The following is a 13,202-nucleotide window of genomic DNA, read 5'->3' as shown; positions in this document are numbered from 1 at the left end:
TAAAAAATGAAACAAAAAATAATATATATAATATTAATTGCAATACTCATAATTGTTCCCATTTTTGTACTATCGGATTTCCGTCTTTCATTACTTAGTAAATTTTTAGTTTTTTCTATTGTAGCCATCTCTATCAATTTACTATGGGGATACACTGGAATTCTAAGTTTAGGGCATGGCGTTTATTTTGCCCTTGGTGGTTATTCCATGGCTATGTACTTAAAGCTTCAATCCCAACCACTTCCTGATTTCATGGAATGGTCCGGCATAGAAACATTACCTTGGTTTTGGAAACCATTCCAGCATTTACCCTTTGCATTAGCAATGGTAGTAATACTACCCGTAACATTAGCTTTATTAGTAGGTATTCCACTTTTTAAATCAGGAACTAAGGGCGTTTATTTCACAATTATTAGCCAGGCTATAACATTAATTATGTCTATCCTTTTTGTGGGACAACAAGGATTTACAGGTGGTTCAAATGGTATTACCGGTTTTGACGGACTATTTGGCTATTCTTTGAGCGATCCCGATTTAATTAAAATATTATATATCATTGCCGTTTTAATTTTAATTGCCATTTATTTTATTGTCAAATTCATGTTGAATACACATGGTGGAATCATTATTCGAGCAATTAGAGACAGGGAAACAAGACTTCGCTTTTTAGGCTATAAAACAGATTCTTTCAAAATACTTACTCTTGCTACCTCGGCAGCAATTGCAGGAGTTGCAGGTGCTTTATTTGTACCAATTGTCGGCATCATATCTCCATCAATAATGAGTATTTTAATGTCAACTGAATTTGTGATTTGGGTAGCTATTGGCGGTAGAGCCACGTTATTAGGCCCCATCATTGGAGCTTTGGTCATCAATTATGCTAAAACCAGTTTTTCAGAATCTATGCCAGAATACTGGTGGTATTTTTATGGTTTCTTATTTATAGCTGCCACTATAATTGTTCCTAAAGGAATTGTTGGAAGTTTATTAGAAAAAAAATGGTTCAACAACGCATTAAACAAAATTAAAAATGAGTAAATTATATCAGTTAGTACCAAATCCCATTATTAGTTTACGTGATGTTGAAGTAGATTTTGACGGGTACAAAGCATTAAATAAGATAACAATTGATTTTCCGCACAAAGGAGTTCAATTTATAATTGGGCCTAATGGAGCGGGAAAAACTACAATTTTAGATGCCATTTGCGGACGTGTAAAAACCTCAAAAGGAAGTATTACTTATAAATTCGACACTGAAATCCAAAATAAGAAACCCGAAAAAATTGTGCATTTAGGAATTAGTCGAAAGTTTCAAAACCCAACTATTTTCAATACACAAACGGTTTACGAAAACATGAAATTGGCTTTAATTTCAGGAAAACCAACAATTTGGTATCTTTTCAATTATAAAATTACTGGAGAGCAAGAAGCCATTATTGATGAAACTCTAGAAAAATTAAACTTATTAGCATTCAAATATGCCATAAGCGGTTCTTTATCTCACGGACAAAAACAATGGCTAGAAATTGCCATGTCTATCATCAACCAACCCGAATTATTACTGGTAGATGAACCAATTGCTGGAATGTCGCCAAACGAACGCGATAAAACTGGCGAATTATTGACTCAAATTGCCGAAGAAAGAACTGTTTTCGTGGTAGAACACGACATGAAATTCGTGAGTAATTTTTCGACTTCCGTTCTTGTTATGCACGAAGGAATGATTATAGATCGAGGTACTTTTGATCAAATTGTAAACAACCAACAGGTGATTGAAATTTATCTGGGAAGACAAAAATAGATTACATCTAGTATCTTTCCTTAATTTACACCATTATAATTAAATAGCAATGTTAGAAATAAAAAATTTGACCGCAGGATATTCAGATGAAACCGCTGCCATCCACGACATCAATATTAAAGTACCCAAAAATGAAGTTTGTTCTATTATTGGAAGTAATGGAGCTGGAAAAACAACGCTGTTAAAATCCATCATGGGCTTACTACCTTCTTCTAATGGTGAAATTATTTTTGACGAACAAGAAATCTCTAAATTAGATTCAGAAACCATATCCCAAATGGGAATTGGTTATGTTCCTCAAGGACGAATGATCTTCCCGTATTTATCAGTAGAAGAAAATCTATTGTTAGGTTGCGAAGTTCGAAAGATGAATTTAAAAAAAGCGCTTGAAGTAGGCTATGATTATTTTCCTGATTTAAAAGGAATAAGCAAACGAAAAGGTGGAATGCTAAGCGGTGGACAACAACAACAATTAGCCATTGCCAGAATGCTCGTTATAGACCCAAAATTGATTATACTAGACGAACCTGCCGAAGGAATCCAACCTAACGTAGTTCAAGAAATAGGTCGAATATTAACCAAAATTACCACAGAGCTTAATGTAACAGTTCTTTTAGTAGAACAATTTGTAGGCTTTGCACTCGAATTGTCTAACTCTTATTATTTCCTTCAAGGAGGTCAAATAACTAAAGGCGGTGTCATTACTAATGAAAATAAAACGTCAATTATAGAGAGTATCAAACTATAATTGAACGTTAAAACATAAAAGCAAAGCCTTCTTTCAGTTTAAAAAGAAGGCTTTTTTGTATGCTCTATTTATTTTATTTTTTCTTCAAATGAGACTCTTTTGAATTCTTACCCAAAGCCCACAGAAGTCCACCTTCAAGATGTTTTAAAAACACGGGATCAACATAATCTTTACTATCGTGACCTAAAGCGGTATAAAACACTCTGCCTCCCTCAAACTCATGACACCAGGCCAAAGGTAAATAATCCCCAAAAGTACGTCCTGGATAAGCTTCTTTCTCGTTGTCTTTTACGGTTCGCATATCGGCAGCTAAAAGAACATGGTTGTTAGGATTGAATTCGTTCATATAATAACACTCATCTTCTTTTGTCCATTTTTCTCCTAACATTGAAGTAGCTGGATGATTTTTATCAATCACTTTTATTTCAAATTCTTGAAAAGCCGGATGTCTTTTAAACTTCCCTCCCACCATTTGAGCATACCAAGACCAGTCTTTTTCAGAATCTGATGCACTGTGAATTCCCACATAAGCACCACCAGCATGAATATAATCTACTAATGCTTGTTTTTGCTCTTCTGTATCAAAGATGTCATTACAGGTATTAGAGAAAACCAGACAGCTGTATCTAGCCAGATTTTCGGTATTCATCACCTCCGGATTATCAGAAACATCAACAATTAAATTATTTGCTTCGCCAATTTTTTTCCAGGCTTCCACACTTGAGGCAATGTTTTTATGCACATAGCCTTTTCCGTTTTTGGTATACACCAAAATGCGTTTTTTAGCAGGTGGATTAGCAAATACAGAACCTAAGCCAAAAATAATAGTAAGCAGCAGTAATTTGATTTTCATAATTCCTCAATTTATTTCCCGAATATAAAAAGAAAATCCCAAACTCCAATCCCGAAGTATCGGGAGGAATTTGGGATTTTATAAATAAATTCTTTGCTTTCGCTCAGAATGACATTTTCGAATTACAATTCAAATGCTTTTTTAGGATTTCCACCGCAAAGCAATTCTACCGGGTTTTCTAAAGCTTCTTTTACAGCAACTAAAAAGCCAACAGACTCACGTCCATCAATAATTCTGTGGTCATAAGATAAAGCCACATACATCATTGGGTGAATTTCAACCTTACCGTTTACCGCAATTGGACGCTCAATAATGTTGTGCATTCCTAAAATTCCTGATTGCGGAGGGTTGATAATTGGAGTAGACAACATAGAACCAAATACACCACCGTTAGTGATTGTAAAAGTACCACCAGTCATATCGTCAACAGTAATTTGACCGTCACGTGCTTTGATAGCTAATCTTTTGATTTCAGCCTCAATTCCACGGAATGTCAAGTTTTCAGCATTACGAACTACAGGAACCATTAATCCTTTAGGACCGGAAACTGCGATAGAGATATCAGCAAAATCATAAGCTACCTTATAATCACCGTCCATCATTGAGTTTACATCAGGGAACAACTCTAAAGCTCTTGTAACCGCTTTTGTAAAGAATGACATATATCCTAAACCAACACCACCGTGTTTTGCTTTAAAAGCATCTTTGTATTCATTACGCAATTGATTAATTGGTGTCATGTTTACTTCGTTGAAAGTAGTCAACATAGCTGTTTCGTTTTTAGCAGCCACTAATCTTTCGGCTACTTTACGACGCAACATGGATAATTTTGTACGCTCAGCACCACGGTTTCCTCCTGTAGGAGTTCCCATTGACGGTACTGCATTTACGGCATCATCTTTAGTTATTCTTCCTCCTTTTCCAGTTCCGGTAACTGAAGCAGGCTCGATATTTTTTTCGTCTAATATTTTTTTAGCTGCCGGAGATGGAGTTCCGGTTGCATAAGTAGCTGCTGGTGCTGCCGGAGCCGCTGGTGCAGGTGCAGGTGCTGCTTTTGGTGCTTCGGCTACTGGAGCCGCTGCTGCCGGTGCTGATCCTTCTGGTTTAGCCGCTGCAGTATCAATATGGCAAACTACTGCTCCTACTGCTACTGCATCACCTTCTTCTGCTTTTAAGGTAATAATACCACTCGCTTCAGCTGGTAATTCTAATGTAGCTTTGTCTGAATCTACTTCAGCAATTGCTTGATCTTTTTCAACATAATCCCCATCTTTTACTAACCAAGTGGCGATTTCAACTTCTTTAATAGATTCCCCTGGTGATGGAACTTTCATTTCTAAAATCATGTCCTAATATTTTAAATTATGAATTTTATTTTTTAATTATGAATCGTTATTCTTTTGTGTTTGTTTCTAGCCCTGATGGTAGCGGCATCCTTTTTCTTTTTTTCTATAAAAAGAAAAAGATACAGCGGACAGCAGGAAATAGCTTCTGAAAAAAAATATTTTAATGAGATTGCTTCATTCTTCGCAATGACTATCTAAATAAATTTTTATCAAATACCATTCTGATAGCATCCGCATGACGGCGTTTTGCTCTCGTATAACTTCCTGCAGCTGGTGCCGAGTATGCTTTTAACGAAGCTAATCTCCATTTAACCAAATCAAAGTTAGCCAACATATACGTGTAAGCTCCCATGTTTTTAGGTTCTTCCTGTGCCCAAACATAATCATCCGCATTTGGATATTGAGCAATAATTGCTTTTAATTGCTCTACTGGCAATGGGAACAATTGCTCGATACGTACCACCGCTACATCATTACGTCCGTTATTTTCTCTTTCGGCAACAATATCATAATAGAATTTACCCGTACAGAAAACTAATGTTTTCACATCGGCTTTGTTTACAGTAGTATCGTCAATAGTTTCCTGGAACTGCCCATTAGCTAATTCTTCCACTGTAGAAACACATCTTGGGTCACGCAATAAACTTTTTGGAGAGAAAACAACTAATGGCTTACGGAATTTAGTTTTCATTTGTCTTCTCAACAAATGGAAGAAGTTAGCTGGCGTAGTACAGTCTGCTACATACATATTGTGACGGGCACATAATTGTAAATAACGCTCCATACGTGCAGAAGAGTGTTCAGCTCCCTGCCCTTCGTATCCGTGAGGCAATAACATTACTAGTCCGTTTTGATTGTTCCATTTGTCTTCTCCACAAGAAATGTATTGGTCAATCATGATTTGAGCTCCGTTAGAGAAATCCCCAAATTGTGCTTCCCAAATAGTCAATGAGTTTGGATTAGCCAAAGCATATCCATAATCAAATCCTAAAACTCCGTATTCAGACAAGAAAGAGTTGAAGATGCGGAAGTTTCCTTTTTTGTTTTCGATGTGGTCTAATAAAACTACTTCTTCTTCAGAATCTTCTACTTTTACTACTGCATGACGGTGAGAGAAAGTCCCACGCTCTACATCCTGACCTGAGATACGAATATCAAAACCTTCAGTCAACAAAGTACCATAAGCCAAGGTTTCGGCCGTACCCCAATCGATAGTATTATTATCGTATCCTGTTTTTCTATCCGTAACAATTTTTCTAATTTTGTTAATGAACTTTTTATCAGAAGGCAAACTAGATACAGTATCGATGATTGAATCTAAAGTAGATTTGTCAACAGCGGTAGTCACTTTTTGCAACATTACATCATCAGAAACCTGTTCAAATCCTTTCCATTCGTTTTGCATAAATGGAGTGATGATAGTTAGATCTTTTTTGCGAGACGCCTCTAAATTATGATCCAAATCGTCTTTGTATTCTTTTTCTAAAGTTTTAACCAAATTAGTATCGATTACTCCTTCAGACAATAATTTCTCAGCATAAATATCCCTTGGATTTCTGTGCTTAGCAATAATTTTATATAATAATGGCTGTGTAAAACGAGGCTCATCTCCTTCGTTATGACCGTATTTTCTATATCCTAATAAATCAATAAATACATCACGTCCAAACTGCATACGGAAATCCAATGCAAATTGCATAGCATGAACTACAGATTCTGCATCATCAGCATTTACATGTAATACTGGAGACAAAGTTACTTTAGCCACATCTGTACAATAAGTAGAAGAACGAGCATCTAAGTAGTTGGTCGTAAATCCAACCTGGTTATTGATTACAATGTGGATTGTTCCTCCTGTTTTATAACCATCTAATTGTGCCATTTGGATGATTTCATAAAGAATACCTTGTCCTGCAATAGCAGCATCACCGTGAACAGCGATAGGCAATACTTTAGAGAAATTATCTGCAAAATATTTATCCTGTTTTGCTCTAGTAATTCCTTCAATAACTGCTCCTACCGTTTCAAGATGCGAAGGGTTTGGAGCTAAATTGATGTTGATTTTTTTGCCCGATTTAGTGATTTTATCAGCCGTAAGACCTAAGTGGTATTTTACGTCACCGTCAAAATACTCTTGATCGTAGTCTTTTCCGTCAAATTCGCTAAAGATATCTTGAGTAGATTTGCCAAAAATATTAGCCAAAACGTTCAAACGACCACGGTGAGCCATTCCCATTACGAATTGCTCTACTCCTTTTTCGGCAGCTCTTTCGATTAAAGCATCTAAAGCCGGAATGATAGTTTCTCCTCCTTCAAGTGAGAAACGTTTTTGACCTACATATTTAGTATGCAAGAAGTTCTCGAAAGAAACCGCTTGGTTTAATTTATTCAAAATCCCTTTTTTCTCATCTGATGAAAAAGTAGGACGATTTTCATTCACGTTCAGTCTATCTTGAATCCATTCTACAATTTCTGGTCTACGAATATACATGTATTCGATACCAATATGTTGACAATAAACTGTATTTAAATGATTGATGATTTGAGTTAAAGTAGAAGGTTGTAAACCTAATATTTTAGCCGCATCAAAAGTTGTATTTAAATCAGCTGAAGAAAGACCAAAATTCTCAATATCTAAACTTGGAGAAAAAGTTCTACGCTCTCTAACTGGGTTTGTTTTCGTAAACAAATGCCCTCTGGAGCGGTATCCGTCAATCAATTTTACAACTTTAAATTCTTTGTGAAGTTGCTCAGACAACTTACTAGTATCTGCAGAAACTGAAGATACAGAAGAAACCGGAGTAGAAGTTACTTCTTTAGTGTATTGAATTGGATTTTCCTCATTGTAAGTTTCCATTCCAAAATCGAAACCTTGAAAAAAACTTCTCCAGCTAGGCTCTACGCTATCTGGATTTTCTAAATATTGATCGTATAATTGAGCGAAAAATTCGGTATGCGCTGCATTTAAAAATGAAAACCTATCCATAATATTAGTGAATATACTTTTTGTTAAAATAGTTTGGCAAAAGTACAATAATCAACTAAATTTACTTGAAAATTAAAACACTTTTAAGTGTTAAAATGTTAAATACCTAAATACTTATGACAAAAAAACCTGAGTTGGCAGTTGCAAAATGGATTTTGACCGCCTTAATAGTATTTATCTCGGCACATTTATCGGCTCAATATCAAAATTCAAACTTTAAATCAAACAGTGATTTCTGGCAAAAAGTACAATTTGGAGGCGGATTAGGACTAAGTTTTGGCAACAGATATACTGACATTTCAGTTGCTCCAAGTGCTATATACAATGTCAATGAATATTTTGCCGTAGGTCTTGGTGCTCAATATACTTATGTAAAACAAAAAGATGCCTACAATTCTAATTTATACGGAGGAAGCTTAATTACACTTTTCAATCCATTACCTGAAATCCAACTTTCAGCCGAATTAGAACAACTAAGAGTTAACGTAAAAGGAGTAGGCACTAATAATTTTAGTAATAATTTTTGGAATACAGGTCTTTTTTTAGGAGCTGGTTACCGAAATGGTAATGTAACTATTGGCGCTCGCTATAATGTTTTATACAAAGAAGACCAAGGCGCTTACAGCGATGCCTTTATGCCTTTTGTGCGGTTTTACTTTTGATCAAAGTTGCTGAGACACTGAGTTTCTAAGTTAAAACTTATTTTAAAGATAACGATCTAGCAAAATCATGAATAAATTTGCCATTTTCAAAAAATCTAAAAATTTTTATTGGAGTACAAACAAAATATATTATTGCACTTTGTTTTCACTTTTAGGAGCAGGCTTTGTTGCAAAAAAGATTTACGAACCAATTAGTCCTTTATTTTTATGGACCGGATTTATCGCAATAGGAATAGGTTTTTTTTTGAAAATTAAAGGTTTTACAGAAATAGAACCTCTAAGAGGAACTTTAGAAGGAGATTTAATTTTCGAAAAAGATTCAATAATCATAGAAAACAAACATTACCTATTAGATGAAATTAACAAAATCAAGATTTCAAATGATGATTACATTGGGAAATCAATTAATTATTTTAAAGAAAATGTTGGCCCGGCTCTATCCAACGGAACCAACAATTATCTAGTTATTTTTCTCAAATCAAAAGAACCTATAAAAGTCTTTTTCGAACTAATAAACTCTAATGATTTTCAAAAAATAAAACCCATACTAATCGAATATTATTTAAAGAAGAAAATTGATTTTGATGAAATGACTTATGTTCTTGGAGAAAAAAGCAGTTCTGATCTTCAGGAATTAAAAGAAGAAATAAACAAAATTAGAAACCAAAAAAAACTTAGTAACTTAGAAGCTTAGTCACTCAAAAACCTTACTTAAACTTATTCCTAAACCACACTTTTTGCCATTCTCTTTTTAAAATTAAAAAAGCAACTTGTTCCGCCAAAACAACCAAATCAGAACCATCCAATTTTTTAACTTCCTCTTCCGAAACATCAATTACATAAAGAAGATTCAAGTATTCAGCAAATTTATACTGAATCAATCGGTAGATTTTTTCATGCAATTGAATCTTTAATTCATCAGAAGAAATACTCATCGGAAAATCAACTCCTTCGTTAGCCAAATTAAAATCTTTGTTTAATTGCTCTACTAACTTAAGATACAAATTTTCTTTTTCTGCTTCTACAAACAACACCTCGGAATTCACTGGAGCTACAAACATAGTTTTCAATTTTAATACCAATATCAAAGTTCAATTACAATGGTAATCAATATTCAACAGCATTATTGAAATTGATTATTGCAATTGCTTTTGCTATTTTTTAGACTTTTCTACCCATCAAACCTTCACCAAAGACTTTTAAAATTTGCCTTTTTTCTTCAGCAATATCCATTTGATTTAACAACTCAAAGGCTTTAAAAGTATATGCTTCAATCGCTTTTTGAGTTGCTTTTGCCGCACCTGAATTTAAAAATATCTCTTTTACCTGAGCAATTTTAGCTTCGTTTTCAACCATTTGAATAGAAAACAACTCAAGCAATTCCTGTCTATCAATTTCATTTACAAACTCTATCGCTTTGAGATACAAATAGGTTTTTTTATTTTCAATAATATCTCCTCCAACTTGTTTTCCAAAGGTTTTAGGATCGCCAAAAGCATCTAAATAATCGTCTTGCAATTGAAAAGCCAAACCTAAATTTAACCCAAAATCATAAATTAAATTTGCATTCTCAACAGAAGTTTCAGCAATAATAGCTCCCATTTTCATAGCAGCAGCAACCAAAACCGCCGTTTTATACTCAATCATTTTTAAGTATTCCGGAATTGTTACATCCTGACGTACTTCAAAATCAACATCCCATTGCTGTCCTTCGCAAACTTCAAGCGCCGTCTTACTAAACAATTTAGCCAAATCTCTAAAAATAACAGCATCGTATTTTTCAAAATATTGATACGCTAAAATCAACATCGCATCGCCTGAAAGTATTCCAGTATTGATATCCCATTTTTCATGCACCGTGGTATTCCCTCTTCGCAAAGGCGCATCATCCATAATATCATCATGTACTAATGAAAAATTATGAAAAACCTCAACAGCTAAAGCCGCTGGTAATGCTTTTTCATAGGAAACATCAAAAACCTCCGCACTCATCAATGTCAATACTGGACGAATCCTTTTTCCGCCAAGACCTAATATATAATGTATAGGTTCGTATAAATTTCTTGGCTCTTTTATTTCTAATTGCGACTGAAGGTATTCGGCAATAAACTCTTGATATTGACTAATGGCGTGCATAAACTTAATTTTCGGGCTAATTTACAGCATTCGCATTGGAATACAAACTTCGTTTATCATTGAAATGTTAAATTATCATAAATACACTGGAAACTATTTTGGTGTTTAAAGTTTCCTTTCTATATTTGCACAGAATTTAACAATTAAATTCCGAAGCACTTAAAACAAAAAGCTTATGAAAACCAAATGGAAAGTTAATTCGAACCAATCGGACGTATTAATCCGAATGAGACATTCAATAATAGCTTATTTAGGAGGAAGTTTCAACAGTTTTCAGGGTCATGTCGATTTTAATGACAATGAAATTGAAGATGCTACAATAGCATTTTCTTTAGATGTTAAAAACAGAGAATCAAAACTAGAACAGATTAGCAATTACTTAAAACTGAATGATTTTTTTGATGTTAATCAATATCCAACAATCAGTTTTAAATCGACATCTTTTCAAAAAATCAACAAAAACATCAATTTCTTAAAAGGAGATTTAACCATTAAAGATGTTACCAAATCAGTTGAACTAGATGTAGAACTTATTGAAAGCGACTATCTAGACGGAGAAAAAAAACTAGCTTTTGAACTCACTGCCGACATTAACCGAAAGGATTTTGGTCTTGCCTATAATTCTTTTCAAACCAATAACGGTTTAACAACTGGACAAGACATTAAACTAGTTGCAAATGTGGAATTTAATATTTAAAAAAACAATCGTATCAGGATTCAAAAAATAAAATGAAAGACAAAATTATTGCTAAAGCGAGTGAGATGTTTTTAAAACTTGGTTTTAAAAGCATCACGATGGATGATATAGCTGGAGAAATGTGTATTTCTAAAAAAACCATTTACAAATATTTTTGCAACAAAGAGGTTTTAATACAAGAAAGCACTGAACTAGTACACAAACAAGTACACACATTAATCGATTCGATTGTAGCTAAAAACTACAATGCTATCCAAGAGAACTTTGAAATTCGAAAAACTTTTGGAGAATTATTTAACAATGGTGCTGATTCCTCTCCAATTTATCAATTAAAAAAACATTATCCTGAAATCTATCAAAGAGTATTAGAACAGGAAGTCAAAGAATGTGAGAATTGTTTTAGACAAAACATAGAAAAAGGAATTGCCGAAGGTTTGTATAGAAAAGACCTTGACATCGAAACCTATGTAAAATTTTATTACATCTTAATTTTCCATATTAATGAAAACACCAGTTCAGAAAAAGAAGCTAAAAGAATAGAACTAGAAGCGCTGGAATACCATACAAGAGCTATGGCAACAGCAGCAGGAATTATCGAATTAGAAAAAAATTTACTAAATATAACTACATAATGAAGCAATTACTAATACTAACATTTCTATCATTTGTAAGCCTTACAAATGCCCAAGAAAAAACAACGCTGACTCTTAAAGATGCGATCAAGTATGCTCTTGAAAACAAAGCCGATGCTAAAAAAGCACAGTTAAAAGTTGAAAACAGCGAGTACCAAATTCAGGAAGTTCGTTCCAGAGCTTTACCTCAAATTACAGCAAACGGAAACCTGAACTACAACCCTATTTTGCAGCTAAATGCTTTACCCGGAGACTTTTTTGGCGCTCCAGGAACAACAATTTTAGCACCATTAGGACAAAAATGGAATTCAACAGCAGGAGTTAGTTTAACACAAAACTTATTTGATCAGTCGGTTTTTACAGGTTTAAAAGCAGCAAGAACAACACGTGAATTTTACCAAATCAACAATCAATTGACCGAAGAACAAGTGATTGAAAACGTAGCCAACAATTACTATCAGGTATATGTCCTTCGCCAAAAATTAGCCCTAGTGGAAACTAATTTAAAAACAACAACTAAGGTTCGAGATATTGTTAAAGGACAATATGACAATGGTCTAGCTAAAAAAATTGATTTAGACAGAATGAGTGTAAATTTATCAAATATTAATACTCAAAAACAACAAGTTACAAATGCATTGCAATTACAGGAAAATGCTTTGAAATTTTACATAGGTATGTCGATGGACACTCAAATTGAAATTCCTCAAAAAGAATTTGAAGTAACTCCTGCAGCTATTTCCGAAGCTCCTAGCACAAACAATCGTTCCGAATATTTATTGCTGAAAAAACAGGAAGAATTATTGGTTTTACAAAAAAAATCAGTGATTGCGGGTTATTACCCTACCCTTTCACTTTCTGCCAGCTACAATTACATCGGACAAGGACCTGAAATGCCTTGGTTTAAAAAACCTAGCGATGGTGTTTATTGGTCTGATTTCTCATCCATTGGATTAAATTTAAAAGTTCCTCTTTTTACAGGTTTTGGAACAAGAGCCAAAGTAAGACAGGCCGATGTCCAATTAAGAACAATTCAGGAAGACATTAAAGACACCCAACTAGCATTAGATCTGGATTATAAAAATGCGAAAACCCAAATAGAAAACAGCATTATCACTATTCAGAACCAAAAAGAGAATATGCTATTAGCTGATGAAATTTTGAAAAACATCAATAACAATTATTTACAAGGCTTAGCATCATTAACCGATTTACTTGATGCTGAAAATGCTTCTATCGAAGCTCAGAACAATTATACTGCCGCAGTTTTAGATTACAAACTGGCAGAAATCAAACTTATAAAATCAAAAGGCGAACTAAAAACTCTTATAAATAACTAAT

The 13,202-nt window shown here is 34.0% G+C and carries 13 protein-coding genes; 8 read left to right on the top strand and 5 right to left on the bottom strand.

What is annotated here, in order from left to right; all coding sequences use genetic code 11:
• Positions 1-6 precede the first annotated feature (6 nt).
• Genes urtC through AC4FRF_RS16390 form a run of 3 tightly spaced genes read left to right on the top strand, consistent with a single transcriptional unit; the run spans position 7 to position 2,549 of the window.
• A complete protein-coding gene (urtC, locus tag AC4FRF_RS16400) occupies positions 7-1,038 on the top strand; it encodes an urea ABC transporter permease subunit UrtC (RefSeq protein WP_491161184.1) in 1,032 nt (343 codons plus the stop codon).
• Positions 1,031-1,801 (top strand): ATP-binding cassette domain-containing protein, encoded by a 771-nt coding sequence (locus AC4FRF_RS16395; protein WP_491161182.1) that lies wholly within the window; start codon positions 1,031-1,033, stop codon positions 1,799-1,801. The genes urtC and AC4FRF_RS16395 overlap by 8 nt, the downstream gene beginning before the upstream one ends.
• Positions 1,802-1,850: 49 nt before the next feature.
• Entirely contained in the window at positions 1,851-2,549 is a 699-nt protein-coding gene (locus tag AC4FRF_RS16390) for an ATP-binding cassette domain-containing protein (RefSeq protein ID WP_491161179.1), read from the top strand.
• 73 nt (positions 2,550-2,622) lie between these two features.
• Here AC4FRF_RS16390 and AC4FRF_RS16385 read toward each other — a convergent pair whose 3' ends face one another.
• The 3 genes from AC4FRF_RS16385 to AC4FRF_RS16375 all read right to left on the bottom strand — a co-directional run bounded on the left by AC4FRF_RS16385 (position 2,623) and on the right by AC4FRF_RS16375 (position 7,734).
• Positions 2,623-3,402 carry a ThuA domain-containing protein gene (locus AC4FRF_RS16385; protein ID WP_491161177.1) on the bottom strand — a complete coding sequence of 260 codons (780 nt, stop codon included), beginning with the start codon at positions 3,400-3,402 and terminating at the stop codon, positions 2,623-2,625.
• Between the two features lie 122 nt (positions 3,403-3,524).
• The gene (gene odhB, locus AC4FRF_RS16380) at positions 3,525-4,748 is read right to left on the bottom strand and encodes a 2-oxoglutarate dehydrogenase complex dihydrolipoyllysine-residue succinyltransferase (protein WP_491161175.1); all 1,224 of its coding nucleotides are present in this window, start codon (positions 4,746-4,748) and stop codon (positions 3,525-3,527) included.
• 190 nt (positions 4,749-4,938) lie between these two features.
• The gene (locus tag AC4FRF_RS16375; RefSeq protein WP_491161173.1) at positions 4,939-7,734 is read right to left on the bottom strand and encodes a 2-oxoglutarate dehydrogenase E1 component; all 2,796 of its coding nucleotides are present in this window, start codon (positions 7,732-7,734) and stop codon (positions 4,939-4,941) included.
• 116 nt (positions 7,735-7,850) lie between these two features.
• Here AC4FRF_RS16375 and AC4FRF_RS16370 point away from each other — a divergent pair, with 116 nt between their 5' ends.
• Positions 7,851-8,396, top strand: a complete 546-nt coding sequence (locus AC4FRF_RS16370) for a hypothetical protein (protein ID WP_491161171.1) — start codon at positions 7,851-7,853, stop codon at positions 8,394-8,396.
• 67 nt (positions 8,397-8,463) lie between these two features.
• The gene (locus AC4FRF_RS16365) at positions 8,464-9,090 is read left to right on the top strand and encodes a hypothetical protein (protein WP_491161168.1); all 627 of its coding nucleotides are present in this window, start codon (positions 8,464-8,466) and stop codon (positions 9,088-9,090) included.
• A 13-nt stretch (positions 9,091-9,103) separates the two neighbouring features.
• On the opposite strand, the gene AC4FRF_RS16360 is transcribed toward AC4FRF_RS16365, so the two are convergent.
• Together AC4FRF_RS16360 and AC4FRF_RS16355 are read right to left on the bottom strand one after the other, a co-directional pair.
• Positions 9,104-9,457 carry a hypothetical protein gene (locus AC4FRF_RS16360; RefSeq protein ID WP_491161166.1) on the bottom strand — a complete coding sequence of 118 codons (354 nt, stop codon included), beginning with the start codon at positions 9,455-9,457 and terminating at the stop codon, positions 9,104-9,106.
• Positions 9,458-9,557: 100 nt separating this feature from the next.
• On the bottom strand, positions 9,558-10,532 hold the full coding sequence (locus tag AC4FRF_RS16355) for a polyprenyl synthetase family protein (protein ID WP_491161164.1): 975 nt from the start codon (positions 10,530-10,532) through the stop codon (positions 9,558-9,560).
• Positions 10,533-10,707: 175 nt separating this feature from the next.
• Here AC4FRF_RS16355 and AC4FRF_RS16350 point away from each other — a divergent pair, with 175 nt between their 5' ends.
• From AC4FRF_RS16350 to AC4FRF_RS16340, 3 genes are read left to right on the top strand one after another with little or no spacing between them, the layout of a single operon-like run.
• The gene (locus AC4FRF_RS16350) at positions 10,708-11,229 is read left to right on the top strand and encodes a YceI family protein (RefSeq protein ID WP_491161162.1); all 522 of its coding nucleotides are present in this window, start codon (positions 10,708-10,710) and stop codon (positions 11,227-11,229) included.
• 32 nt (positions 11,230-11,261) lie between these two features.
• A complete protein-coding gene (locus AC4FRF_RS16345; protein ID WP_491161160.1) occupies positions 11,262-11,861 on the top strand; it encodes a TetR/AcrR family transcriptional regulator in 600 nt (199 codons plus the stop codon).
• Positions 11,861-13,201 (top strand): TolC family protein, encoded by a 1,341-nt coding sequence (locus AC4FRF_RS16340; RefSeq protein ID WP_491161157.1) that lies wholly within the window; start codon positions 11,861-11,863, stop codon positions 13,199-13,201. Before AC4FRF_RS16345 ends, AC4FRF_RS16340 begins: the two co-directional genes overlap by 1 nt.
• The last annotated feature ends 1 nt before the right edge of the window (position 13,202 follow it).

Source organism: Flavobacterium sp. ST-158 (assembly GCF_058309975.1).
Note: the sequence above shows the minus strand (reverse complement) of the source record. Positions and strands in the feature narration are given on the sequence as shown.